23 protein-coding genes are annotated in these 25265 nt (G+C 71.3%); 8 read left to right on the forward strand and 15 right to left on the reverse strand.

What is annotated here, in order from left to right; genetic code table 11:
* The first annotated feature begins 54 nt into the window (after positions 1-54).
* Positions 55-780 (forward strand): NAD(P)-dependent oxidoreductase, encoded by a 726-nt coding sequence (locus tag ACFVQG_RS05125; protein WP_383376990.1) that lies wholly within the window; start codon positions 55-57, stop codon positions 778-780.
* On the opposite strand, the gene ACFVQG_RS05130 is transcribed toward ACFVQG_RS05125, so the two are convergent.
* The gene (locus ACFVQG_RS05130) at positions 777-1781 is read right to left on the reverse strand and encodes an NAD-dependent epimerase/dehydratase family protein (RefSeq protein ID WP_383376992.1); all 1005 of its coding nucleotides are present in this window, start codon (positions 1779-1781) and stop codon (positions 777-779) included. The two genes, ACFVQG_RS05125 and ACFVQG_RS05130, sit on opposite strands and share 4 nt — an antisense overlap.
* Before the next feature lie 156 nt (positions 1782-1937).
* Here ACFVQG_RS05130 and ACFVQG_RS05135 point away from each other — a divergent pair, with 156 nt between their 5' ends.
* Both ACFVQG_RS05135 and ACFVQG_RS05140 read left to right on the forward strand, forming a co-directional pair.
* Positions 1938-2768 (forward strand): helix-turn-helix transcriptional regulator, encoded by an 831-nt coding sequence (locus ACFVQG_RS05135; protein ID WP_383376993.1) that lies wholly within the window; start codon positions 1938-1940, stop codon positions 2766-2768.
* Positions 2769-2830: 62 nt separating this feature from the next.
* Positions 2831-3322 carry an NUDIX domain-containing protein gene (locus ACFVQG_RS05140; RefSeq protein ID WP_383376995.1) on the forward strand — a complete coding sequence of 164 codons (492 nt, stop codon included), beginning with the start codon at positions 2831-2833 and terminating at the stop codon, positions 3320-3322.
* Between the two features lie 3 nt (positions 3323-3325).
* Here the strand turns inward: ACFVQG_RS05140 and ACFVQG_RS05145 are convergent, their stop codons facing one another.
* Positions 3326-3526 carry a DUF2191 domain-containing protein gene (locus tag ACFVQG_RS05145; protein ID WP_383376998.1) on the reverse strand — a complete coding sequence of 67 codons (201 nt, stop codon included), beginning with the start codon at positions 3524-3526 and terminating at the stop codon, positions 3326-3328.
* Between the two features lie 69 nt (positions 3527-3595).
* Between ACFVQG_RS05145 and ACFVQG_RS05150 the strand changes: the two genes are divergently transcribed.
* Complete coding sequence (locus ACFVQG_RS05150) at positions 3596-4327, forward strand: NAD-dependent deacetylase (RefSeq protein WP_383377000.1); 732 nt, start codon at positions 3596-3598, stop codon at positions 4325-4327.
* Positions 4328-4343: 16 nt separating this feature from the next.
* On the opposite strand, the gene ACFVQG_RS05155 is transcribed toward ACFVQG_RS05150, so the two are convergent.
* Positions 4344-5411: an ADP-ribosylglycohydrolase family protein gene (locus ACFVQG_RS05155; RefSeq protein ID WP_383377003.1), complete on the reverse strand. Its 1068-nt coding sequence runs from the start codon at positions 5409-5411 to the stop codon at positions 4344-4346.
* Positions 5412-5577: 166 nt separating this feature from the next.
* On the opposite strand from ACFVQG_RS05155, the gene ACFVQG_RS05160 reads away from it, so the two are divergent.
* Positions 5578-6720, forward strand: a complete 1143-nt coding sequence (locus ACFVQG_RS05160; RefSeq protein ID WP_383377938.1) for a glycerate kinase — start codon at positions 5578-5580, stop codon at positions 6718-6720.
* A 118-nt stretch (positions 6721-6838) separates the two neighbouring features.
* On the opposite strand, the gene pssA is transcribed toward ACFVQG_RS05160, so the two are convergent.
* The 9 genes from pssA to ACFVQG_RS05205 all read right to left on the reverse strand — a co-directional run bounded on the left by pssA (position 6839) and on the right by ACFVQG_RS05205 (position 17739).
* Complete coding sequence (pssA, locus tag ACFVQG_RS05165) at positions 6839-7690, reverse strand: CDP-diacylglycerol--serine O-phosphatidyltransferase (protein WP_383377005.1); 852 nt, start codon at positions 7688-7690, stop codon at positions 6839-6841.
* Positions 7677-8333 carry a phosphatidylserine decarboxylase gene (locus ACFVQG_RS05170; protein ID WP_383377007.1) on the reverse strand — a complete coding sequence of 219 codons (657 nt, stop codon included), beginning with the start codon at positions 8331-8333 and terminating at the stop codon, positions 7677-7679. The genes pssA and ACFVQG_RS05170 overlap by 14 nt, the downstream gene beginning before the upstream one ends.
* Before the next feature lie 171 nt (positions 8334-8504).
* Positions 8505-9710 carry an acyl-CoA dehydrogenase family protein gene (locus tag ACFVQG_RS05175; protein ID WP_383377009.1) on the reverse strand — a complete coding sequence of 402 codons (1206 nt, stop codon included), beginning with the start codon at positions 9708-9710 and terminating at the stop codon, positions 8505-8507.
* Positions 9711-9712: 2 nt separating this feature from the next.
* Positions 9713-10225 (reverse strand): MaoC family dehydratase, encoded by a 513-nt coding sequence (locus tag ACFVQG_RS05180; protein ID WP_383377011.1) that lies wholly within the window; start codon positions 10223-10225, stop codon positions 9713-9715.
* A gap of 5 nt (positions 10226-10230) precedes the next feature.
* The gene (locus ACFVQG_RS05185) at positions 10231-11193 is read right to left on the reverse strand and encodes an HpcH/HpaI aldolase/citrate lyase family protein (protein ID WP_383377014.1); all 963 of its coding nucleotides are present in this window, start codon (positions 11191-11193) and stop codon (positions 10231-10233) included.
* A complete protein-coding gene (locus ACFVQG_RS05190) occupies positions 11190-13217 on the reverse strand; it encodes a protein meaA (protein WP_383377016.1) in 2028 nt (675 codons plus the stop codon). The genes ACFVQG_RS05185 and ACFVQG_RS05190 overlap by 4 nt, the downstream gene beginning before the upstream one ends.
* Positions 13218-13227: 10 nt before the next feature.
* Complete coding sequence (gene ccrA, locus ACFVQG_RS05195; protein WP_383377940.1) at positions 13228-14565, reverse strand: crotonyl-CoA carboxylase/reductase; 1338 nt, start codon at positions 14563-14565, stop codon at positions 13228-13230.
* A 386-nt stretch (positions 14566-14951) separates the two neighbouring features.
* Positions 14952-15767: a TetR family transcriptional regulator gene (locus tag ACFVQG_RS05200; protein WP_383377018.1), complete on the reverse strand. Its 816-nt coding sequence runs from the start codon at positions 15765-15767 to the stop codon at positions 14952-14954.
* A 160-nt stretch (positions 15768-15927) separates the two neighbouring features.
* Positions 15928-17739 (reverse strand): 3-hydroxyacyl-CoA dehydrogenase family protein, encoded by a 1812-nt coding sequence (locus ACFVQG_RS05205; protein ID WP_383377021.1) that lies wholly within the window; start codon positions 17737-17739, stop codon positions 15928-15930.
* 379 nt (positions 17740-18118) lie between these two features.
* Between ACFVQG_RS05205 and ACFVQG_RS05210 the strand changes: the two genes are divergently transcribed.
* A complete protein-coding gene (locus tag ACFVQG_RS05210) occupies positions 18119-18700 on the forward strand; it encodes an adenylosuccinate lyase (RefSeq protein ID WP_383377023.1) in 582 nt (193 codons plus the stop codon).
* A 42-nt stretch (positions 18701-18742) separates the two neighbouring features.
* On the opposite strand, the gene ACFVQG_RS05215 is transcribed toward ACFVQG_RS05210, so the two are convergent.
* The 3 genes from ACFVQG_RS05215 to ACFVQG_RS05225 form a co-directional block, all read right to left on the reverse strand.
* Positions 18743-19141, reverse strand: coding sequence for a RidA family protein (locus ACFVQG_RS05215; RefSeq protein WP_383377027.1), 399 nt, complete (start codon positions 19139-19141; stop codon positions 18743-18745).
* Between the two features lie 40 nt (positions 19142-19181).
* The gene (locus ACFVQG_RS05220) at positions 19182-20762 is read right to left on the reverse strand and encodes an alpha/beta hydrolase (RefSeq protein WP_383377028.1); all 1581 of its coding nucleotides are present in this window, start codon (positions 20760-20762) and stop codon (positions 19182-19184) included.
* 190 nt (positions 20763-20952) lie between these two features.
* A complete protein-coding gene (locus ACFVQG_RS05225) occupies positions 20953-22011 on the reverse strand; it encodes an Rv2578c family radical SAM protein (RefSeq protein WP_383377031.1) in 1059 nt (352 codons plus the stop codon).
* A 193-nt stretch (positions 22012-22204) separates the two neighbouring features.
* Here ACFVQG_RS05225 and ACFVQG_RS05230 point away from each other — a divergent pair, with 193 nt between their 5' ends.
* Entirely contained in the window at positions 22205-22648 is a 444-nt protein-coding gene (locus ACFVQG_RS05230) for an SRPBCC family protein (RefSeq protein ID WP_383377033.1), read from the forward strand.
* 172 nt (positions 22649-22820) lie between these two features.
* Positions 22821-25196 carry an MFS transporter gene (locus tag ACFVQG_RS05235; RefSeq protein WP_383377035.1) on the forward strand — a complete coding sequence of 792 codons (2376 nt, stop codon included), beginning with the start codon at positions 22821-22823 and terminating at the stop codon, positions 25194-25196.
* The last annotated feature ends 69 nt before the right edge of the window (positions 25197-25265 follow it).

A 25265-nucleotide genomic window follows, 5' to 3' on the forward strand; every position in this document is an offset into this window, starting at 1 on the left:
ATAAGGCTAGCTTGCCTTACAACATAAGGCTGCCAATCGGCGGAGGGGGATGCCGTGCAGAAGGTCTGCATCGTGGGGGCTTCGGGGAAGCTCGGGCAGTACATGGTCCGGCACGCGCTGGACCGTGGTTACGAGGTGGTCGGCGTGTGCCGGGAGCGCAGCGTGCCGAAGCTGGCCGCGTTCGAGGGGCGGATCACCGTCGTACCGGGGCAGACCGACGACCCCGAGGTGATACGGCGGGCAGTGGCCGGATGCGACGGGGTGCTGACCGTGCTGGTGCCCTGGGGGGTGCGGCAGTACGCGTCGGGCACGGCGCAGGCGGTGCTCGACCACGCGGCGCCGGACGCCCGGTTGGTGTTCTCCTGCGGCTGGCACATCACCCGCGACGGCAAGGACCGCTACTCGTGGTGGTTCACCACGGGCGTACGGCTCGCCGCCCTGCTGGGCAGACTGGTGCGCGCCGTGGAGATCGACGACCAGGTGGAGGCATGCCGCCGGGTGTTCGCCAGTGGCACCCGGTGGACCGTGGTGCGCGGCAGCAGCCTGGAGGAGGGCAAGAGCCAGGGCCTGCCCGTGTGGAGCAGGCGGGTGGGCGACGCGGTGCTGGCCAGCAACAGGACGCGCCGGGTGGACTTCGCGCTGTTCATGGTGGAGGCGCTCACGGACGACACGCTCGTCCGGGAGGCCCCGGCGATCGTCGGCCGCCTCACCCCGAGCGCCCTCGCCCACGCCTCCGCCTCGGGCGCCCCGCGCACCGATCCGTCCCCGCCGACCGGCTAGCGCTGTGGCGCGGTCGCGCGCATCTCGTCCACTCCGGCGGCGAAGGGCACGCCCGGCCGGTAGTCCAGGTCGGCGCGGGCCCGGCTGATGTCGTAGCTGCGGTCGCGCCCCATGATCGCGACCAGCCAGTCGAACAGCGGCGGCGGGGTGGGGCGGCGCAGCAGCCGCCAGGACCGGTCCAGGATCCTGGCGACCGGCGAGGCGACGGCCAGCGGCACACTCCGTACGTGGCTGAGGTCGGCGCCCATGGTCTCCAGGACCGGGGTGAAGAAGTCCCGGATCGGCATCGGGGTGCCGTCGGTGACGTAGTAGACCTTGCGGTCGTAGCCGCGGCTCAGCGCGGCGGCCGTCGCGGTCGCGAGGTTGTCGACGTGGACGAAGTCCATGATGTGCCGTCCGCCGTCGATCCAGGCGAAGCGCCCGGCGGCGGCAGCGGTGGCCGCGTCGCGCAGCGTCGTCATGCCCCGGCCCCAGATGAACGGGGGGCGCAGGGTGATCAGGGTCATCCCCGGGGTGGCCATGCGCGCCAGGGCCTGCTCGGTCGCCAGCTTGACCCGGCCGTACGCGATGATCGACCGACCGGTCGGGGTGGCCTCGTCGACCACCTCGGGGGTGCGGCGCCGGTCGGTCGACACCGCGGCGGCGCTGATGAGTACGAAGCGCTTGACGCCCGCGGAGGCCGCGGCGGTGAACAGGGCGACGGTCGGCCGGTGGTTGTCGCGCTCGAATCCGGCGTCCGGCCCCCAGAACTCCATGCGGGCGGCCGAGTGGATCACCGCTTCGCACCGGTCCAGTACGGCCGACCAGACCGCCGCCCGGGCGGGGTCCGGGCCGCACAGGTCGGCGAGATCGCCGAGGACGGGCGTCGCTCCGGCCTGCTCCACGTGTCGCGCGGCCCCGGCACTGCGGGCCAGTGCCCACACGCTGTGGCCGTCGGCGATCAGGCGGGTGATGAGGTGCTGTCCGACGAAACCGCTGCCGCCGGTGAGAAAGATGTCCATGTCCCGGCTCTCCCATTGCCCTCAAGGGCTGTCTCGTGAGTCGAAGTGGGCTTGAGCCTGATCGTGGGCCCGAGGACGGACCCCGTGGAAGCCACGGGTCTTCCTGGTACAGCCGGTACCACGCCACGACAGCCGGTCTGCGCAAGGATGGCCCCCATGAACGAACTCGGTGTCGCGCTACGGGCCTGGCGGGACCGGCTCGACCCCGGCGCCGTCGGTCTGCCGCGCCGTTCCCCGCGCCGGGTCGCCGGCCTGCGGCGGGGCGAGCTGGCGCAACTGGCCGGGATCTCGCCCGAGTACGTGGTCCGGCTCGAACAGGGCCGGGCGGCGAGGCCGTCGGCGCAGGTCTGCTCGGCACTCGCCCGCGCGCTGCACCTGTCCGACGACGAGCAGGCCCACCTCCTGCGCCTGGCCGGTCACGCCGCGGCCCCGGACCGGGTTCCGCGACTGGTCCCCGCCAGCGTGCACCGGATCGTCGAGCAGCTCGCCGACAGCCCGGTGGTGGTGTTCGACGCCGCCTGGCAGGCGCTGCACTGGAACCCGATGTTCGCGGCCGTCTTCGGCGACCCCACCAGGCTGGGCGACGACGAACGCAACGCCCTGATCGCCCAGTTCGAGAGCCAGCCCACCCGCATCCGGCAGACCGCCGAGGAGCGGACCGCGTTCGAGGAGTCCCTGGTCGCCGACCTGCGCGCCACGACCAGCCGGTACCCGAACGACCCCGACATCAAGGCGTTGCTCACCAGGCTGAACCGCGGTCACCGGTTCCGCGGACTCTGGGCCCTCCGGTCGGTGGGTGACCACCAGGGCACACACAAGGTCGTCGCACATCCGGCGGTGGGCGACATCGCGGTGGACTCCAACGTGCTCACCACACAGGCCACGGACCTCCGCCTCGTGGTGGACACCCCGCACGACGCGGACGCCAGGAGCAAGTTCGCTCTCCTGTCGGCCATCGGCATACAGGAAATGACGTCGAAGAAGTGATCTCGAACGGCTGACGGTCTTCGCGCTCCGAGGGGTCGAGCGCGCTGGCTACCCTGTGCAGGGTGACGACCCTTGACTACGCCGCCTACATCGCCTCCCTGCCCCGCATCCTCGCCGGTGCCGCCGCCCTGTTCCGCGACGCCGAGGGCCGGGTGCTGCTCGTCGAGCCCAACTACCGCGAGGGCTGGGCACTGCCGGGCGGCACCGTCGAGTCCGACGACGGTGAGACCCCCCGGCAGGGCGCGCGCCGGGAGACCGCCGAGGAGATCGGCCTCGACACCGAACCGGGCCGCCTGCTGGCGGTCGACTGGGTGCAGGGCCCGGGTCGGCCCCCGGTGGTGGCCTATGTCTACGACGGTGGGGTGCTCGGCGAGGACGACTTCAAGGCGATCCGCCTCCAGGAGGAGGAACTGCTGTCCTGGCGGCTCGTGCCCCGCGCCGACCTGCCCGCCCATCTGCCCGGTGCCCTGGGCCGCCGTGTGCTGGCCGCCCTCGATGTCGTCGACTCCGGCGCCGGGACGGTGGAGCTGGAGAACGGCCACCGCGTCGGCTGACGCTCAGCCCTCCACGTCGCGCGGCTTCATGTCCACCACGCGCAGCGCCTCGTCGCGTTCCGCGAGGCGGGCCTCCGTGCGGTGACCGCGCTCGATGTAGTCGCGCAGCACCAGTTCGACGGCGTCCTGCGGGCTGCCCACGCCGGACAGCACCATCGCTTCGACGACGAGATCGGCATTGAGGGATACGGAGACCTTGGCCATGGCCGGGACCCTAGCACCGGATCGCAAATCCGTTCGCCGCGCGTACCGGGCCGTCCTACCCTCGGTGCCATGAACAAGCCCCTGGTCGCGATCCTCAGCGGCGCCGGAATCTCCACCGACTCCGGAATCCCGGACTACCGCGGCCCGAACGGACTGTGGCGGCGCGACCCCGAGGCCGAGAAGCTCGTCACGTACGACTACTACATGGCCGACCCGGAGATCCGCCGCCGCTCCTGGCGGATGCGGCGCGCGACCCACACCCTCAACGCGGCACCCAACTCCGCACACCGGGCGGTCGCCGAACTGGAGCGCTCCGGCGTCCCGGTCCGGGTCATCACGCAGAACGTCGACGGTCTGCACCAGCTCGCCGGACTGCCCGCCCGCAAGGTCCTCGAACTGCACGGCAGCGCACGGAGCGTGGTGTGCACCGCCTGCCACACCCGGGGCCCGATGGAGGACGCGCTCGCCCGCGTCGATGCCGGGGAGGACGACCCGGCCTGCCTGGAGTGCGGCGGCGTCCTCAAGCCCGCGACGGTGATGTTCGGCGAGCGCCTCGACCCGGCCGTCCTCGGCGACGCCCTCGCCATCACCAAGGCCTGTCAGATCTTCATCGCCGTCGGCACCAGCCTCCAGGTCCAGCCCGCCGCGGGCCTCGCGGGCGTCGCCACGGACCACGGCGCGCGGCTGCTCATCGTCAACGCGGAGCCCACGCCGTACGACGAACTGGCCGACGAAGTGATCCGTGAACCCATCGGCACCGCGCTTCCGGCGCTGCTGCGCGGGCTGACCACGGCGGCCTGAGAGCGCGGGGCGACCTTCAGCGGGACCGCGCCAGCGCCGCCGTCCGGCGGGCCAGGTCGGTGATGCGTACCCCGTCGAAGCCGAAGACCGCGCTGCGGACCGTGTCCTGCAACGGGTCCTTCCAGCGGGGCGGGATGGCCGCCGCGCCGGTGAGGACGCCCGCCACCGAGCCCGCCGTCGCGCCGTTGGAGTCGGTGTCGAGGCCCGCGCGGACGGTGAGGGTGATGGTGCGGGTGAAGTCGTCGGCGCCGTAGAGGAGGCCCGCGGTGAGGACGGCGGCGTTGGGGATGGTGTGGATCCAGTTGAGGCCCGCTGTCTCCTCCTCGATCGTGGTGAGGGTGTCCTGCCAGGTCAGGCCCGTGCCGTGGAGGGAGATGACCCGGCGGACCGTGCGGGCCAGGCGGCTGCTCGGCGGGATGACCGTCAGGGACTCGTCGAGGGCGGGGCGGATCGAGGGTGCCGTGAAGGACGCGGCGATCAGGGCCGCCGCCCACATGGCCCCGTAGACGCCGTTGCCCGTATGGGAAAGGACCGCGTCCCGGCGGGCCAGCGACGCCGCCTCGTGGGGTGCGCCGGGGTTGGTCCAGCCGTGGATGTCGGCGCGGATGAGGGCGCCGATCCATTCCTGGTGGGGGTTGTCGTAGGTGGCTGTCAGGGGTGGCTTCAGGCCGTTGGTGAGGTTGCGGTAGGCGGCGCGTTCCGCGGTGAAGGTCTGGAGGTACGGCAGGCGCAGCAGCCACAGGTCGCCCACCTGTTCGGTGGTGAAGGCGAAGCCGTGGGTCTCCAGCAGGTGCAGGCCGAGGACGGCGTAGTCGATGTCGTCGTCGCGGCAGCTGCCGTGGATCCGGCCGCGGACGCAGGCCCGCCACTCCGGGCGCAGGTCGGCGGCGATGCCGTCCGGGGGTTCCGGCAGGTAGTCGGTCAGGGGCAGGGCGTCCGCCCGACGCAGGTAGTCGTCGATGCGGGGCCGGGTCCACAGGTCGCCCCGCTCGACCGGCTTGCCGAGCATGTTGCCCGCGATCCGGCCCAGCCAGCCGCCCAGGATCCGGTCGGCGAGCTGCCGCTCGGGCTCCTTAGGGGTCATGGGGTCGGTCTACCCAGTTCTGCCGGTTCGCCCCGCGTTCCGGGGGGCGGGCAGGGGCATGACGGCGAGGGCACGGTCCGGTTAAGGTCGCAGCGGCGCGACTGCCTTGACGTGCTGGACGTGCGCGGGGCTCGGAGAGCAAGGGGAATGCCAGGTGGCGGACGCAGTGGACGGGGCGCGCAGGGTGCTCATCGCCGCGGACAAGTTCAAGGGCTCGCTGACGGCCGTGGAGGTCGCCCAGCGGGTGACGGCCGGGCTGCGCCGGGTCGTGCCGGAGCTGGAGGTGGCCGCGCTGCCGGTGGCCGACGGTGGTGACGGGACCGTGGCCGCGGCGGTCGCGGCCGGGTTCGAGCGGCGGGAGGTGCGGGTCGCCGGGCCGCTCGGGGACGAGGTCGTCGCCGCGTTCGCGCTGCGCGACGGTACCGCCGTGGTGGAGATGGCCGAGGCCAGCGGGTTGCAGCGGCTGCCCGCCGGGGCCTTCGCCCCGCTGACCGCGTCCACCTACGGGTCCGGTGAGCTGCTGCGGGCCGCGCTGGACGCGGGCGCCCGGACCATCGTCTTCGGGGTCGGCGGGAGCGCGACGACCGACGGGGGCGCGGGCATGCTGTCCGCGCTCGGGGCGCGGTTCCTGAACGCCGACGGGTCGCCGGTGGCGCCGGGGGGCGGCGGGCTGGCCGAGCTGGCCTCCGTCGATCTGTCCGGGCTCGACGACCGGCTGGGCGGTGTCGACCTGGTGCTGGCCAGCGATGTCGACAATCCGCTGACCGGGGTGACCGGGGCGGCTGCCGTGTACGGGCCTCAGAAGGGGGCCTCGCCGGATGACGTGGTCGCGCTGGACGCCGCGCTCGCGCACTTCGCGAAGGTGCTGGAGGACTCCACGGGGCTTGGGGGGCGGGCCGCCGCGTACGCGCTCGCGCCCGGTGCCGGGGCGGCTGGGGGGATCGGGTACGGTGCCCTGCTGCTCGGTGCGCGGTTCCGGCCCGGTATCGAGGTGATGCTCGATGTGCTGGGCTTCGCGTCGGCGCTTGAGCGGGCCGATCTCGTGATCACCGGTGAGGGGTCGCTCGATGAGCAGACCCTGCATGGGAAGGCTCCGGCCGGGGTCGCCGCGGCGGCGCGGGCCGAGGGCAAGGAGGTCGTCGCCGTGTGTGGGAGGCTTGCGTTGGCGCCTCAGGCGTTGGGGCGGGCGGGGATTCGGCGGGCGTACCCGTTGACCGATGTGGAGCCGGATGTCGCTCGGTGCATCTCGGATGCCGGGCCGATCCTGGAGCGGGTTGCGGAGCGGATCGCGCGGGACTTCTTCGGCTGAGGCCGAGGGGTCCCGGCCCTGCAGGGGCCTCGTCCCCGAACGCCGGACGGGCTGGACACAACGGAAGAGGGCCCCGGACCCAACCCTGGGTCCGGGGCCCTCTCGGTGCGGCCGACGGCTACGGCAGCTGTGCCGCCCGTGCCTCGCGTCGGTTGTCGCGGAAGGTGTTCACCCGGCGGGCCGTGGCGACCAGGGGGATCACCGCGCCGGTGACCAGCTGGAGGGCGCAGCCCGTCTGGAGGAGGAGCTGGCCGCTGGGGGCGCCGAAGGCCCAGGCGGAGAGCAGGCCCATCGACAGGACGATCCAGGAGAGCATCGCCACGGCGAGGCGGCCCCGGGGCTTGGGGTACTCGACGCGGCTCACCATCAGCCAGGCGGTGCCCAGGATGGCCAGCAGGGTGGCGACGAACGGCAGCTCGAGGAGCACGATCGCGACGACCGTCAGCGCGCCGAAGGGGCTCGGCATGCCCTGGAACATGCCGTTCGTCGGGGTCACGCAGGAGAACCTGGCCAGCCGGAGTACGACGGCCAGGAGCACGACGATCGCGCCGACCGCCGCCACCCGCTGGTGGGCGTCGTCGGCGACCATGCCGTAGACCAGGACGAAGTAGGCCGGGGCCAGGCCGAAGCTGATCAGGTCGGAGAGGTTGTCCAGCTCCGCGCCCATGGGGGAGGAGCGCAGCTTGCGCGCCACCAGGCCGTCGAACAGGTCGAAGACCGCCGCGCAGAGCATGAGGATGACCGCCGTGGCCGCGCTGTGGCGGGCCATGCCGGTCTCCTGGCTGCCCGTGAGGTGCGGGATCAGGATGCCGGTGGTGGTGAAGTACACCGCCATGAAGCCGCAGGTGGCGTTGCCCAGGGTGAGGGTGTCCGCTATCGAGAGGCGCAGCGAGAGGGGCATCTCCTCTTCTTCGTCCTCGGCGACCTCCGGAACCCAGCCCGTCTGTGTCTCCGGGTCAGTCACGGTCAATGCGAGTCACCCCAGCCACGGTCTTCTGGCCGACCTCGACCGCGACCTCGACGCCCTCGGGGAGGTAGAGGTCGACGCGCGAGCCGAAGCGGATCAGGCCGATCCGGTCGCCCTGCTCGACCTTGGTGCCCTCGGGGATGTAGGGGACGATACGGCGGGCCACCGCGCCCGCGATCTGGATCATCTCGATGTCACCGAGTTCGGTGTCGAAGTGCCAGACGACGCGCTCGTTGTTCTCGCTCTCCTTGTTGAAAGCAGGAACGAATCCGCCCGGGACGTGCTCGACGGACGTCACGGTGCCGGACAGCGGCGCGCGGTTGACGTGCACATTGAGCGGGCTCATGAAGATCGCGACGCGGGTGCGTCCGTCCTTCCACGGCATGATGCTCTGCACCACGCCGTCGGCGGGGGAGATGACCCTGCCCTCGGCGATCTCGCGCTCGGGGTCGCGGAAGAACCACAGCATTCCCGCCGCGAGCGCGGTGGCGGGAACGGCGACGGCCTTGGCGGCGCCGGAGCGGCGCGCCCGGGCCAGGCTGAGGGCTGCGGTGGCGACGGTCGGGAGAAGCCACGGCGATGCTCCGCGCGCGAGGCGTACGCCGGCCCGGCTGTCGCGAGATGCAGAGGTTTGGCTGTGGGGCATGGATGACCTTCGTAGCGGATTATGCCGCGCTGCTTACGGGGGACGGCGGCTTTCCGGCGATCGTAGCGGCTAAGCGCCACAACTGGGTAAGCCAGGAAGCCGAGTCGACGGCCGAAGACTGCCTACGGGGTGTGATCTTCTTCTCGGAGATTACACCCCGTTTCCGGACATTCAGCCCTGGAACCGATACTCTTCGAGCAGTCGGCGCCCGATGATCATTTTCTGGATCTCGGCGGTACCCTCACCGATCAGCAGCATCGGGGCCTCGCGGTAGAGGCGCTCGATCTCGTACTCCTTGGAGAAGCCGTAGCCGCCGTGGATCCGGAAGGCGTCCTCCACGACTTCCTTGCAGTACTCGGAGGCGAGGTACTTCGCCATCCCCGCTTCGAGGTCGTTTCGCTCGCCGGAGTCCTTTTTGCGTGCCGCGTTCACCATCATCGCATGCGCGGCCTCGACCTTGGTGGCCATCTCCGCGAGTTTGAACTGAATCGCCTGGTGCTGGGCGATCGGCTTGCCGAAAGTGTGACGCTGCTGGGCGTACTGGACACCGAGTTCGAAAGCACGCTGAGCGACGCCACAGCCACGCGCCGCCACATTCACGCGGCCCACCTCGACGCCGTCCATCATTTGGTAAAAACCTCGGCCGGTGACCCCGCCGAGCACCCGGTCAGCGGGAATGCGCAGGCCGTCCATGATGAGTTCGGTGGTGTCCACCCCCTTGTACCCCATCTTGTCGATCTTGCCCGGGATGGTGAGGCCGGGGCGGACCTCGCCGAAGCCGGGCTCCTTCTCCACCAGGAAGGTGGTCATCGACTTGTGCGGGGCCGTGCCCTCGGGGTGTCCTTCGTCACTTCTGACCAGTACGGCCACCAGGGACGACGTACCGCCGTTCGTCAGCCACATCTTCTGGCCGTTGAGGACGTATGCGTCGCCCTCCTTGACCGCCTTCGACGTGATCGCCGACACATCGGAGCCCAGGCCCGGCTCCGACATCGAGAAGGCGCCGCGGATGTCGCCCGCCGCCATGCGCGGCAGGAAGTGGTCCTTCTGCTCCTGGGTGCCGTGCTGCTTGAGCATGTAGGCGACGATGAAGTGGGTGTTGATGATGCCGGAGACGGACATCCAGCCCCGGGCGATCTCCTCCACGCACAGCGCGTACGTCAGGAGCGACTCGCCCAGACCGCCGTACTCCTCCGGGATCATCAGGCCGAACAGGCCCAACTCCTTCAGGCCGTCGACGATGTCCTGCGGATACTCGTCGCGGTGCTCCAGCTCGGTCGCGACCGGGATGATCTCCTTGTCCACGAAGTCCCGGACGGTGGACAGGATCTCCTGCTGGATGTCGGTCAGACCGGCGGTCTGGGCGAGACGGGCCATCTCTACTTCCCCTGTTCCTTCAGCTCGGGGCGGCCCGGCTGCTCGCCGCCGCGCTCCTTGATGTACGTCTCGGTCGGCACCATCACCTTGCGGCGGAAGACGCAGACCAGGGTGCCGTCCTGCTTGTAGCCCTTGGTCTCGACGTGCACGATGCCGCGGTCGTTCTTCGACTTCGACGGCCACTTGTCGAGCACGGTCGTCTCGCCGTAGATGGTGTCGCCGTGGAAGGTCGGCGCCACGTGCCTGAGCGACTCGATCTCCAGGTTGGCGATCGCCTTGCCGGAGACGTCCGGGACGGACATGCCGAGCAGGAGGGAGTAGACGTAGTTCCCGACGACGACGTTCCTGCCGAAGTCCGTCGTGCTCTCCGCGTAGTTCGCGTCCATGTGGAGCGGGTGGTGGTTCATGGTGAGGAGGCAGAAGAGGTGGTCGTCGTACTCCGTGACCGTCTTCCCGGGCCAGTGCTTGTAGACCGCCCCGACCTCGAACTCCTCGTAGGTACGTCCGAACTGCATCGCGCTCAGGCCTCCGGGATCTCGAACTTCGACGTGCGCCGCATCCCGGCGGCGCGTCCCTTGCCCGCGATGACCAGGGCCATCTTGCGGCTGGCCTCGTCGATCATCTCGTCGCCGAGCATCGCGGAGCCCTTCTTGCCGCCCTGCTCGGACGTGTAGTAGTCATACGCGTCCAGGATCAGCTCGGCGTGGTCGTAGTCCTCCTGGGACGGCGAGAAGATCTCGTTGGACGCCTCGACCTGGCCCGGGTGCAGCACCCACTTGCCGTCGAAGCCGAGCGCGGCGGCGCGCTGGGCGACCTCGCGGTAGCCGTCGATGTTGCGGATCTGCAGGTAGGGGCCGTCGATCGCCTGGAGGTCGTTGGCGCGGGCGGCCATCAGGATCTTCATCAGGATGTAGTGGTAGGCGTCCGCCGGGTAGCCGGGCGGCTGCTCGCCCACGACCAGCGACTTCATGTTGATGGACGCCATGAAGTCGGCCGGGCCGAAGATGATCGTCTCGACGCGCTGGGAGGCCTGCGCGATCTCGTTGACGTTGTTCAGGCCCTGCGCGTTCTCGATCTGCGCCTCGATGCCGATCTTGCCGACCTCGAAGCCCATCGTCTTCTCGATCTGCGTCAGCAGCAGGTCGAGGGCGACGATCTGCTGGGCGTCCTGCACCTTCGGCAGCATGATGCAGTCGAGGTTCTGGCCCGCGCCCTCGACCACGGTCACGACATCGCGGTACGTCCACTCGGTCGTCCAGTCGTTGACGCGCACGACCCGCGTCTTGCCCGTCCAGTCGCCTTCGTTGAGGAACTTCACGATGGTGTGCCGCGCCTCCGGCTTGGCGAGCGGCGCGCACGCGTCCTCCAGGTCCAGGAAGACCTGGTCGGCGGGGAGGCCCTGGGCCTTCTCCAGGAAGCGCGGGTTCGAGCCCGGTACCGCCAGACAGGAACGCCGGGGGCGAAGGCGGTTGACCGTGGTCATGCGGGGACCTCCAGGGGGTCGAGCTTGTTGGCTGTGCGGATCTCGTCGACGATGCGGCCGATGATGCCGGTGATGTCGAAGTCCTTCGGGGTGAAGACGGCGGCCACACCGGCCTCCTTCAGCTGCTGGGCGTCACCGTTCGGGATGATGCCACCGGCGATCACCGGAATGTCTGTGGCACCTGCCACACGCAGCCGATCGAGTACGTCCGGCACCAGCTGGGCGTGCGACCCGGACAGGATCGACAGGCCCACCGCGTGCACGTCCTCGGCGAGGGCGGCGTCGACGATCTGCTCGGGGGTCAGCCGGATGCCCTGGTAGACCACCTCGAAGCCCGCGTCCCGCGCGCGTACGGCGATCTGCTCGGCGCCGTTGGAGTGCCCGTCCAGGCCCGGCTTGCCGACCAGGAAGCGCAGCTTGCCCACGCCGAGGTCCTTCGCCGTCAGGTCCACCTTGCGGCGTACGAGGGCCAGCCCCGTGCCCTCCTGAGCCGCCACCGCGACCGGCGCCGAGGAGACCCCGGTGGGGGCCCGGAACTCGCCGAACACCTCGCGCAGGGCGCCCGCCCACTCGCCGGTCGTGACGCCCGCGCGGGCGCACTCCAAGGTGGCCTCCATGAGGTTGCCGGTGCCCTTGGCGGCCTCCTTCAGCCGCTCCAGCGCCTTGCACGGCCGGGGGTGGTTGAAGGGCGGCTGGTAGCGGGTGTCCCGCCAGTGCTGGAGCGCGGCCACGACACGGGCCTCCACCGCCGGGTCGACCGTCTGGATCGCGGTGTCCAGGTCGGCCGTCAGCGGGTTCGGCTCGGTCGTCTCGAAGACGTTGACGCCGACGATCTTCTCCTGCCCCGACTCGATCCGGGCCCGGCGCTCCGCGTGCGAGGCGACGAGCTGCGACTTGAGGTAGCCGGACTCGACGGCGGCCATCGCGCCGCCCATCTCCTCGATGCGGTCCATCTCGGCGAACGCCGCCGCGACCAGCTCGTCCACCTTGGCCTCGATCACCTTCGAGCCCTCGAAGATGTCGTCGTACTCCAGCAGGTCGCTCTCGTGCGCCAGCACCTGCTGGATGCGCAGGCTCCACTGCTGGTCCCAGGGGCGGGGCAGGCCGAGGGCCTCGTTCCAGGCGGGGAGCTGCACGGCACGCGCGCGTGCGTCCTTCGACAGCGTCACCGCCAGCATCTCCAGGACGATCCGCTGGACGTTGTTCTCCGGCTGCGCCTCGGTCAGGCCGAGGGAGTTGACCTGGACGCCGTAGCGGAAGCGGCGGTGCTTGGGGTTCTGGATGCCGTACCGCTCATGGGTGACGCGGTCCCAGATGCGGCCGAAGGCGCGCATCTTGCACATCTCCTCGACGAAGCGGACGCCCGCGTTCACGAAGAAGGAGATACGGCCCACCACATCGCCCATGCGCTCCTGCGGCACCTGCCCGGAGTCCCGCACGGCGTCGAGCACGGCGATCGCCGTCGACATCGCGTACGCGATCTCCTGGACCGGGGTGGCCCCCGCCTCCTGGAGGTGGTAGCTGCAGATGTTGATCGGGTTCCACCTGGGGAGGTGGGAGACCGTGTACGCGATCATGTCGGTCGTCAGCCGGAGGGAGGGCCCCGGGGGGAAGACGTGCGTCCCCCGGGACAGGTACTCCTTGACGATGTCGTTCTGGGTGGTGCCCTGGAGCTGGGTGATGTCCGCGCCCTGCTCCTCCGCGACGACCTGGTAGAGCGCCAGCAGCCACATGGCGGTGGCGTTGATGGTCATCGAGGTGTTCATCTGCTCCAGGGGGATGTCCTGGAAGAGACGGCGCATGTCACCGAGGTGCGCGATCGGCACGCCGACCCGGCCGACCTCGCCGCGGGCGAGGATGTGGTCGGAGTCGTAGCCGGTCTGGGTCGGCAGGTCGAAGGCGACCGACAGACCCGTCTGCCCCTTGGCGAGGTTGCGCCGGTACAGCTCGTTGGACGCCTCGGCGGTCGAGTGACCGGCGTACGTCCGCATCAGCCACGGGCGATCCTTCTGACGCTCTGTCATCTACCGGCCCTCAGATGTTCCGGAAGCGGTTGATGGCGTCGATGTGCCGGGCGCGCATCTCCTGGTCGCGCACGCCCAGGCCCTCCTCGGGCGCGAGGCAGAGCACGCCGACCTTGCCCTGGTGGGCGTTGCGGTGCACGTCGTGCGCGGCCTGGCCGGTGTCCTCCAGGGAGTACACCTTCGACAGGGTCGGGTGGATCTTGCCCTTGGCGATCAGGCGGTTGGCCTCCCAGGCCTCGCGGTAGTTGGCGAAGTGGGAGCCGATGATGCGCTTCAGGGACATCCACAGGTAGCGGTTGTCGTACTCGTGCATGTAGCCCGAGGTGGAGGCGCAGGTGGTGATGGTGCCGCCCTTGCGGGTGACGAAGACGGACGCGCCGAAGGTCTCGCGGCCGGGGTGCTCGAAGACGATGTCGATGTCCTCGCCGCCGGTGAGTTCGCGGATGCGCTTGCCGAAGCGCTTCCACTCCTTGGGGTCCTGGGTCCGCTCGTCCTTCCAGAACCGGTAGCCCTCGGCGCTGCGGTCGATGATCGACTCCGCGCCCATGGACCGGCAGATCTCCGCCTTCTGCTCGCTGGAGACGACACAGATGGGGTGCGCGCCGCCCGCGAGCGCGAACTGGGTGGCGTACGAGCCCAGGCCGCCGCTCGCCCCCCAGATCAGCACGTTGTCGCCCTGCTTCATCGCCGCGCCGTTGGCGGAGACGAGCTGCCGGTAGGCGGTGGAGTTGACCAGGCCGGGGGCGGCGGCCTCCTCCCAGGAGAGGTGGCCCGGCTTCGGCATCAGCTGGTTGGACTTCACGAGCGCGATCTCGGCGAGGCCGCCGAAGTTGGTCTCGAAGCCCCAGATGCGCTGCTCCGGGTCGAGCATGGTGTCGTTGTGGCCGTCGGAGGACTCCAGTTCCACCGACAGGCAGTGCGCGACGACCTCGTCCCCGGGCTGCCAGGCGTTGACGCCGGGGCCGGTGCGCAGGACGACGCCCGCGAGGTCGGAGCCGATGATGTGGTACGGCAGGTCGTGGCGCTTGGCCAGGTCGTTGGTGCGGCCGTAGCGCTCCAGGAACCCGAAGGTGGACAGCGGCTCGAAGATCGAGGTCCACACCGAGTTGTAGTTGACCGAGGAGGCCATGACGGCCACCAGGGCCTCGCCCGGGCCCAGTTCGGGCAGCGGCACCTCGTCCAGGTGCAGCGACTTGCGGGGGTCCTTGTCGCGGGTCTCGAGGCCCGCGAACATCTCCGTCTCGTCCTTGTGCACGGTGATCGCGCGGTACGACTCGGGGAGCGGCAGAGCGGCGAAGTCGGCCGCTGTGGAGTCGGGCGACTGGATCGCGTCCAGGATGTCCTTCACGGTCACGGTGTTGCCTCCGGCGATGAGCGCCCTGAGGGAGGGGCGCTGAGGGTTACGTCGGTGCTGCTGAGGGTTTTCGAGGGGGTGCCGTCGGTTCGGCGGTGGTGCTGTTCGGCAGCGCTTTGTGGCGCGGGAGGGTGCCTGTGACGCAGGCGTCCGGGTCGCGGTGATGGCCCGCGGGGACAGCCCGGACTCCTTCAACGTATGGCACACCGTGTCATCCGGCAAGGCACTGAGTGCCAGAAATTGCGCTCAGACGGAATCTTTACGTAACAAATGAGCGATGATCGATCGAACGCCGGTGGAGGACCGGTGGAAAACGGCTCGTCGGATACCAAAACGGCCACCCCGAAGGGTGGCCGTCATCACAGCGGGTGCACGGGCGCTCAGCGGTCCCTGAGCGCCTCCTCGATGGTCCGCATGACCTCGTCCAGGGGGGCGTCGGTGCGGGCCACGGTGACCAGCACCTCGCCGCGCGCGGACACCGACGCCGGGGGCGAGGCGGGCCGCGGCGTGGCGGTGCGGCCGACGCCGATGCCCGCGCCGAACGTCTTGCGCACGATCGCGAAGGCGTGGTCCAGCTGGGTCTCCACATCGCCCTGGCCGTCCGCGCGCAGCCAGCGCCGCAGCACGTGGTTGTGGGCGGTGACCACGGCGGACGCGGCGACCTCCGCCAGCAGCGGGTCGTCGTTGGCGGCGTCGTCGTGCGCGTGCTCGTCGAAGTGGCCGAGCAGATAGCGGGTGAAGAGACGTTCGTAGCGGGCCACCGAGGCGATCTCCGCCTCGCGCAGGGTGGGCACCTCGCGGGTGAGCTTGTAGCGGGCCACCGAGATCTCCGGCCGGGCCGCGTACATCTTCATGACTTCCTTGATGCCACGGCACACCGTGTCGAGCGGGTGCTCGTGCGCGGGTGCCGCGTTCAGCACCGCCTCGGCCCGGACCAGGGTGTCGTCGTGGTCGGGGAAGATCGCCTCTTCCTTGGAGCGGAAGTGGCGGAAGAACGTGCGGCGGGCGACCCCGGCCTGGGCCGCGATCTCGTCGACGGTGGTCGCCTCGTAGCCCTTGGTCGCGAACAGCTCCATGGCCGCGGCCGCCAGCTCCCGGCGCATTTTCAGCCGCTGTGCGGCGGCGCGACCGCCTGCGGCACTTTCCGGAGTGTCGGGCGTGGCGGGGTTACGTGTGGACTTGGCGGGCTGGGACATGCCCCGAACGTACTGCATGTGCGCGGCCTGGTGCGCAGGTCCGGGGTTTCCCCCGCCCTCGGCGGGCGGGGGAACGCCGGGCCCGGCGGGGGCGGGACGGCTGCCCGGATCGAGCAGTCCGCCCCACTCCACACCCGCCCGGAACCAGTCGCCTGGCCGGTCACCGCCGGGCATATTCGCGGAAGCCGCGGCCCGTCTTGCGGCCGAGGCAGCCCGCGGCCACCAGATGCTCCAGGAGCGGCGCGGGGGCCAGCCCCGGGTCGCGGAACTCGCGGTGCAGGACCTTCTCGATCGCCAGCGAGACATCCAGGCCGACGACGTCCAGCAGCTCGAAGGGGCCCATCGGGTAGCCGCCGCCCAGCTTCATCGCCGCGTCGATGTCGTCGAGCGAGGCGTAGTGGTCCTGCACCATCTTGATCGCGTTGTTCAGGTACGGGAACAGCAGGGCGTTGACGATGAAACCGGCCCGGTCGCCGCAGTCCACGGCGTGCTTCCTGATCCGGGCGCAGACCTCGCGGACCGTGGCGTGCACGTCGTCGGCCGTGAGCACGGTCCGCACGACCTCGACCAGCTTCATCGCCGGGGCCGGGTTGAAGAAGTGCATGCCGATCACGTCCTGCGGACGCGAGGTGGCGCGGGCGCAGGCGACCACCGGCAGCGAGGAGGTGGTGGTCGCCAGCACCGCGCCGGGCTTGCACACCTTGTCCAGCGCCGCGAACAGCTGCCGCTTGACGTCCAGGTCCTCGGCGACCGCCTCCACCGCCAGGTCGACCTCGGCGAAGGCGTCGTAGGAGCCCGCCGGGGTGATCCGCTCCAGGGTCCGGGCGGCGGCCTCGCCGGTCATCCGGCCCTTGTCGACCGAGCGGGCCAGGGACTTGCCGATGCGGGCCTTGGCGGCCTGGGCCTTCTCCTCGCTGCGGGCGGCGAGGACCACGTCGAAACCGGCCTTGGCGAACACCTCGGCGATGCCCGACGCCATGGTGCCGGAACCGGCCACCCCGACCGAGGAGACCGGGCGGCCGGGGACGAGGCCGTCGCCCTCCAGCGGCGTCAGGGCGTCCCGCACCACCGTCGGGCTGCCGGGGGCGTCGTAGGTGTAGAAGCCGCGGCCCGACTTACGGCCCGTCAGGCCCGCCTCGCTGAGCTGCTTGAGGATCGGCGCGGGGGCGTGCAGCCGGTCCTGGGACTCGGTGTACATGGCGTCCAGGACGGTGCGCGCGGTGTCGATGCCGATCAGGTCGAGCAGCGCCAGCGGGCCCATCGGCAGACCGCAGCCCAGCCGCATCGCGGCGTCGATGTCCTCGCGGGAGGCGTAGTTGGCCTCGTACATCGCGGCGGCCTGGTTGAGATAGCCGAACAGCAGCCCGTCGGCGACGAACCCGGGCCGGTCGCCGACCGCCACCGGCTCCTTGCCCAGCTGGATCGCCAGGTCGGTGACGGCGGTGACGGCCTGCGGCGCGGTGAGCACCGAGGAGACCACCTCCACCAGCCGCATCGCCGGGGCCGGGTTGAAGAAGTGCAGCCCGAGCACGCGCTCGGGACGCGCCGACTCGGCCGCGAGCCGGGTCACGGACAGGGCGTTGGTGCCGGTCGCCAGGATGGTCTCCGGGCGCACCACGCCGTCCAGTTCGCGGAAGATCTGCTGCTTGATCTCGTACGACTCCGGCGCGACCTCGATGACCAGGTCCGCGTCGGCCGCGGCGGTCAGCTCGGTGGCGGTGCGGAAGCGGGCGAGGATGTCGGCGCGCTCCTGCTCGGTGAGGCGGTCGCGGGCCACGGCACGGGCGGTGGAGGCCTCCAGGGCGGCGACGCACGCGGCGGCCTGGGCCTCGCTGATGTCGATCCCGACGACCTCACGACCGGCCTTGGTGAGCACCTCGGCGATGCCGGTGCCCATGGTGCCGAGGCCGACGACGGCGATCTTCTCGAGGGGGGACAGCGGGGACTGCGTGTCGGACAGGGGAGAGGCCATCGCGGACTCCATGGATGAGGGTGACGACTGGGAACGCGCCCGGATGCGCCACGGGGGCGCACCGGGTGCGTGGAAGTGCTCCGGAATGCGGGTGTTGCCGGGCTGCTGAGCGCACACGCCCGGTGGGTCCGTCGCCACGGACGCGCACACGTCCGGGAACGGTGATGGCCGACCGGCCCTGTCCCGGGGCCTGGTCGTACTGCGGTACACACAGGTACCGAACCGACTGCTCTCACGGCGGCTGCGTCACCAGGCCGCTGTGAGGGTCCGCGAGTGGGTGACTCGCTCGTCTGAGCTTAACCGGCGAGTAACGAGCGCGCCAGTCCTTTGTCTCGGTGATGTGGGTCCCCGGTGCCGAGATCGTTTGTACCCTCGCGTCATGGACGAAGAGTCGCGAACGCTCACGGAGCGCTTACGGCGGGAGAGCGGGGCCGCGCCGGAGTTCGCCGAACTGCTCACCACCGAGGACCGCGACCGGCTCGTGGAGACGCTCACCGCCCCCGGGCGGCCCCTGTGGGCGAGGGAACTGGCCGCGTTCCGATTGGGCCTCGCGGGCGACCGCCGCGCCTTCGAGTCCCTCGTCCTCCTCCTCAACCACCGCGACCCCCAGCGCTGTGCCTCCGCCGCGTACGCCCTCGCCCGCCTCGGCGACCCGCGCACCGCCCGCGCGGCGGCGGCCCTCGCCACCAACGAACTGCGCGTCGCCTACGCCCTGCACCCCGTACGGCTGCTGACCACCCTGCGCGCACCCGAGTCGGTCCCCGCCCTGATCACCACCCTCCGGCGCCGCCTGCACCCCCACGACCCCTACCGCCGCGTCGCCCTCGCCTGCATCGAGGGCCTCGGCGCCCTGGGCGACCCCCGCGCGCGACCCGTCCTCGAGGACGCCCTCGCGCACCCGGCCCTGGCGGAGGCGGCGGTGCGGGCGCTGGCGAAGCTGCCCGGGACCTACAGGCCCTAAGCCATCAACGACTGGCTGTGACCAGCACTTTCACAACAGGCCCTAGGCGGATACCACCGCGAGCGCCTCGATCTCCATCAGGAACTCCGGGCGCACCAGCGCGGCGACCTGGACCGCCGAGGCGGCGGGCAGCCGGTCGTCGGGTATGTGCTCGGCGCGGGCCGCGCGGATGGCGGGCATATGGGCCATGTCCGTGACGAAATAGGTCAGTTTGATGACGTCGTCGAAGCCCGCGCCGGCCGCGGTGAGGCAGCGGCGCAGGTTCTCGAAGACCTGGCGGGCCTGCGCCCCGGGGTCGCCCTCGCCGACGATCCCGCCGCCCTCGTCCAGCGGGAGCTGGCCGGAGACGGCCACGAGGCGTCCGGTGCCCGTCACGACGTGGCTGTACTGGGCGGCGGGTGCGACCCCTTCGGGGGCGGGAATCCTGGTCGGCTCGATCATGCGTCCATGGTGGACCACGGGTCTGACAACGGCCCCCGGTTCAGCCCCGCGAGCCGAGCAGCCCGTGCAGGGTCGCGCCCCGGGAGGACGTGGCCTTCTCCGCGTCGGCCAGCGGCTTCGGCGGCGGCGGCGGAGCGCAGACCGCGTCCGGCTCGTCCGGCGCGTCGGGGCCGCTCGTGCCGCGGGGGACCGTGCCATGGGCCAGATACGCCGTCAGGTGGCCGTCCAGACAGGAGTTGCCGCTCAGGGTGATGCCGTGGTTGGGTCCGCCCTCCTCGACCACGAGGGCGGAGCCGCCCAGCAGACGGCGCATCCGCACGGCACCGGTGTACGGGGTGGCTGCGTCGCCGGTCGCCTGGAAGAGCAGCACCGGGGGCAGCGCGGTGTTCTCCAGGTCCACCGGGCGCAGCGAGCGGGTCGGCCAGAACGCGCACGGGGCGTTGTACCAGGCGTTGTTCCAGGTCATGAAGGGCGCCTTGTCGTGCGCCGCCCAGTTGTCGGCACGCCACCGGTGCCAGCTCCGCGGCCAGCGGGCGTCCCGGCACTCCACGGCGGTGTACACGCTGTAGCCGTTCTCCCCGGCCGCGTCCACCGCGCCGAAGTCCTCGTACGCCTCGACCAGCGGGTCCGGGTCCTTGTCGTTGACGTAGGCCGCGAACGCCTCGGCCAGGTAGGGCCAGTAGCCGTCGTAGTAGCCGCCGGGCACGAAGGTGTCCTCCAGCTCCGCGGCGCCGACCTTCCGCCCCGCCGGGTGCCTCGCGAGCGCCGCGCGCATCGCGTACCACGTGGTCTCGACGTGCTCCGGGTCGCTGCCGAGCCGGTAGGTCGCGTCGTGCCGGGCGACCCAGGCGAGGAACGCCCGGTGGCGGTCGTTGAAGGCGTGGTCCTGGGTGAGGTTGGCGTCGTACCAGACGCCGGTGGGGTCGACCACGGAGTCCAGCACCATCCGCCGCACCCGCTCCGGGAACAGCCTGCCGTAGACCGCGCCCAGGTAGGTGCCGTACGAGTAGCCGAAGTAGCTCAGCCGCGGGGCGCCGAGTGAGCGCCGGATCAGGTCCATGTCGCGGGCGGCGCTGACCGTGTCGATGTGGGGCAGCAGGTGCCCGTGCTTCTCGCCGCAGGCCTCGGCGAACGCGCGGGCGCGGTCCAGCCCTGCCCGCTCCAGGCCGGGTGTGCCGGGCACCGGGTCGTGGCGCACCGGGGCGAAGTGGCCCGGGCGGCAGTTCAGGGCGGGGCGGCTCGCGCCCGTCCCGCGCGGGTCGAAGCCGATGACGTCGTAGCGCGCGGCGACCTTCTTCGGCAGTGCGGAGGCGACGTATCCGGCCAGGGCCCGTCCGCTGCCGCCCGGGCCGCCGGGGTTGACCAGCAGCGGCCCCAGGAAGGTGCGCGCGGTGTGCGGGACGCGGGACAGCGCGAGGGTGATGTGCCGCCCGCGCGGGTCGGCGTGGTCGAGCGGGACCTTCAGGGAGGCGCACTGGAGCGTCGGGTACCGGGAGGTGCCGCACGCCTTCCAGGCGAGGTCCGTGGCGCGCGGGGCGCTCGCCTCGGCGGGGACGGCGGTGCAGGTTCCGGCCAGCAGCACGGCGGCGGCGCCGCACAGCAGGGCTGCGCGCTTTCCCATCGGGTCCTCCCCGGGACGCAGGGGCAGCGGACCGCGCGGGTCACGGTCCTTGCCGGATGGTCCCGGTCGGGGCGGGTGGGGGAACGTGTTCGGGTGGGACTTGACCCGATCGGGGCGCCGGATGCGCGCGAATGCTCTCTCGAGTGCGCCTCTGCTCTGTCCGGTGCTCCTCGACGACTGGAGAGCTTCCTCAGATGAGCGACAACTGAACGGGTTCGGTCGCGTCGGTCTCCCGCGGCGGCTCCGGTATGCGCCGCGGCATGCCCGCGCGGTCGGGCCCGATGCCGTACTCCCGGGCGAGGTCGTGCACCTGACGGGTGATCCGGCGCTGGTACCACTTCGGGGCGTACGCGCCGTCCGCGTACAGCCGCTCGTAGCGGCCCACCAGGTACGGGTGGTGCCGCGCCAGCCAGGCCATGAACCACTCCCGGGCGCCCGGCCGCAGATGCAGCACCAGCGGCGTGACCGACGTCGCCCCGCTGGCCGCGATCGCGCGCACGGTGGCCCGCAGCCGGTCCGGGTGGTCGCTCAGGAACGGGATCACCGGGGCCATCAGCACGCCGCAGCCGATGCCGCGCTCACCGAGGGCCCGTACGACGTCCAGCCGCCGCTCGGGGGAGGGGGTGCCCGGCTCGACGGTGCGCCACAGCTCGGGGTCGGTGAAGCCGACCGAGACGGAGATGCCGACGTCGGTCACCTCGGCGGCCTGGGTCAGCAGATCGAGGTCGCGCAGGATCAGGGTGCCCTTGGTGAGGATCGAGAACGGGTTGGCGTGGTCGCGCAGGGCGCTGATGATGCCCGGCATCAGGCGGTAGCGGCCCTCCGCGCGCTGGTAGCAGTCCACGTTGGTGCCCATCGCGATGTGCTCGCCCTGCCAGCGGCGCGAGCCCAGCTGGCGGCGCAGCAGCTCCGGGGCGTTCACCTTGACCACGATCTGGGAGTCGAAGCCGAGTCCGGTGTCGAGGTCCAGATAGCTGTGCGTCTTGCGGGCGAAGCAGTAGACGCACGCGTGCGTGCAGCCCCGGTAGGGGTTGACCGTCCATTCGAACGGCATCCGCGAGGCGCCCGGCACCCGGTTGAGGATCGAGCGGGCCCGCACCTCGTGGAAGGTGATCCCGCGGAACTCGGGCGTGTCGAAGGTACGGGTCACCACCGCGTCCGCGCCGAACAGCGCGGCGTCGGCCGCCCGGCTGTGTTCGCCGGACTCCCCGGTCCCGCCGGACCCCGTCGTGAGGTTCTCCCAGCGCATGGCACCTCCTCGGTAGCACTGGGCACAGAATAGAACATGTGTTCCCATGATCGTGTTTCGGCCACGCCGGGACGGTCATTCCCGGTCGCGTCCGGCACCTCGTTCGATCACTTCCGGGATCTCGATTTGGCGGCCGGGGACCGGGGTGGTTGGCTTGCCCCGACCCCGAGAACTCAGCTCCTGGAGGAAGTCGATGGCGCAGGTCGAGGCCAGCACGGAACGGGTCGTCGCGGCGGACCCGGAGACGGTGTTCGACACCCTCGCCGACTACAGCGGCACCCGCGCGAAGCTGCTGCCCGAGCACTTCAGCGAGTACGAGGTGCGCGAGGGCGGCGACGGCGAGGGCACCCTGGTCCACTGGAAGCTCCAGGCCACCAGCAAGCGGGTGCGCGACTGCCTGCTGGAGGTCACCGAGCCGTCCGACGGCGAGCTGGTCGAGAAGGACCGCAACTCCTCCATGGTCACCACCTGGCGGGTCACCCCCGCCGGGGAGGGCACGTCGCGGGTCGTGGTGACCAGCACCTGGCAGGGCGCGGGCGGCATCGGCGGCTTCTTCGAGAGGACCTTCGCGCCCAAGGGCCTCGGCCGGATCTACGACGCGGTGCTCGCCAAGCTCGCCGCCGAGGTCGAGAAGTAGCCGCAGCCGGTCAAAGGGCCAGCCCTCCAAGGAGGTTGGGGGCGGCTCCCCGGCTCACCGGTTCGAGTGGATCTCCCCGGACGACCGGAGCCGTGCCGTAACTCGCCGCGCCTGTGCGCAGTTTCCGCTTCACGCGGGAACCGTGCGGCAGGCGCGACGAGGGGAGCGGTACGTGGGCGGGACGACTCTGGTGCAGGACGAACCGGTCGCGGCGCCCCCGCGGCCACCCGCCGGGTCAGGCCCGGCCGTCGGCCTGAGCCCGCGCCGGGTGCGGCTGGTCTTCTTCGCGCTGATGCTGGCGCTGCTCCTCGCGGCCCTGGAGCAGATGATCGTCGCCACCGCGCTGCCGCGGATCGTCGGTGAGCTGCACGGCCTCGACAAGATGTCCTGGGCGATCACCGCCTACCTCCTCACCGCCACCGTCGGACTGCCGATCTACGGCAAGCTCGGCGACCTCCTCGGCCGCAAGGGCGTCTTCCAGTTCGCGATCGTCGTCTTCGTCATCGGCTCCGCGCTCGCCGGGCGGTCCCAGACCATGGACCAGCTGATCGCCTACCGCGCGGTGCAGGGCGTCGGCGCGGGCGGACTCATGATCGGCGTACAGGCGATCATCGCGGACATCGTGCCGCCCCGGCGGCGCGGCCGGTTCATGGGACTGATCGGGGCCGCCTTCGGACTCGCCTCCGTCGCCGGACCGCTGCTCGGCGGCTACTTCACCGACCACCACTCCTGGCGCTGGTGCTTCTACGTCAACGTGCCCTTCGGCCTGGTCACCATGGCCGTCGTCGCCGTCGTGCTCAAGCTCCCCAAGCCCACCCGCAGAGCACGCCTGGACATCCCCGGCGCGCTGCTGCTCACCGCCGCCTCCACCTGCCTGGTGCTGCTCACCAGCTGGGGCGGCACCGAGCACGCCTGGGGCTCGCGCGTCATCCTCGGCCTGGCCGCCGGGGCGCTCGCCGCCACCCTGCTCTTCCTGGTCGCCGAGCGGCACGCAGCCGAACCCCTCATCCCGCTGCGGCTGTTCCGCGACTCGGTGTTCAACGTCACCGGCCTGGTCGGCCTGGTGGTCGGCGTCGCCCTGTTCGGCGCCGCCAGCTATCTGCCGACCTTCCTCCAGATGGTCGACGGCGCCTCCGCCACCGAGTCCGGACTGCTGATGCTGCCGATGATGGCGGGCATCGTCGGCGCGTCGATCATCTCCGGGCAACTGGTCAGCCGTACCGGCCGCTACAAGATCCACCCGATCCTCGGCTGCGCCCTGTGCGTCGCCGGGATGTGGCTGCTGTCCCGGCTGGAGGCCGACACCCCCCGGCTGCACTACAGCGTCTGGATGGCCGTCCTGGGCGCGGGGATCGGCATGGTGATGCCGGTGCTCGTCCTCGCCGTGCAGAACTCCGTGAGCCCCGCCGACCTGGGCACCGCCACCAGCGCCAACAACTACTTCCGGCAGATCGGCGGCAGCGTCGGCGCCGCCGTCTTCGGCACGCTCTTCGCCGACCGGCTCACCGACGCCCTCGCCGACGAACTCCCCGCGCGGGCGGGCACCGCACCGCCCGACGCCGAGTCCCTCACCCCGGACCTGGTGCACGCACTGCCCCCCGAACTGCGCGAGGGCTACATCCAGGCCTACGCCGACGCCATGCCGAGGATCTTCCTCTACCTCGTGCCGGTGCTCGTGCTCGGTCTGCTCATCGCCTTCTTCCTCAAGGAGAAACCGCTGGTGTCCTACCACGCCCCCACCACCGAACCGGAGAGCGCGCCGGTACCCCAGGCACGTGCGCCGTACCCGGCCGGGATCGCCGTCTGCGGCACCGTGCAGCACCCCGACGGCACCGTCGTGCCCCGCGCCGCGCTCACTTTGATCGACATCACCGGACAGCAGATCGGGCGCGGCGCGAGCGGCGAGGACGGCCGGTACGCGCTGGCCACGCCCGGCGCCGGGGCGTACGTGCTGATCGCCGCGGCGGGCGGCCACCAGCCACAGGCGGTCTCCGTGACCGTCGGCGAGCGGCCCGTCGAACTCGACGTCGTCCTCGGCGGCGCCGGACGCCTGGCCGGGAGCGTGCTCACCGCCGACGGCACCCCCGTGCGGGATGCCACCGTCACCCTCACCAACGTGCACGGCGAGGTCGTCGCCACCACCCGCAGCGGACGCGAGGGCGGCTACGTCATCACCGAACTGGTCGCCGGTGAGTACACCCTCGCCGCCAGCGCCCCCGCCTTCCGCCCCGCCGCGCTCCCCGTCACCGTGCAGGCCGCGCGGGAGACCCGGCAGGACATCGAACTCGCGGGCGGCGCCGTGCTGCGCGGCACGGTCCGGGCGGGCGGCGGACGGGCCGTCGAGGACGCGCGCGTGACGCTCCTCGACGCGGCGGGCAACGTCGTCGACACCCTCACCACCGGCCCCGACGGCACCTTCCGGTTCATCGACCTGTCCTCCGGCGAGTACACCGTCATCGCCGCCGGATACCCGCCCGTCGCCACCGTCCTCCAGGTCGCGGGCGGCGGGCGCACCGAACGCGACCTGCAACTGGGGCACGAGGACTGATCCCCCGGCCCGCGGCGCCGCCAATTCCCGTATTGCCGCACATCGCGGGCGACCAGCGCCGTACGGTGG

The sequence above is a fragment of the Streptomyces sp. NPDC057877 genome (assembly GCF_042796855.1).
Taxonomy (GTDB): domain Bacteria; phylum Actinomycetota; class Actinomycetes; order Streptomycetales; family Streptomycetaceae; genus Streptomyces.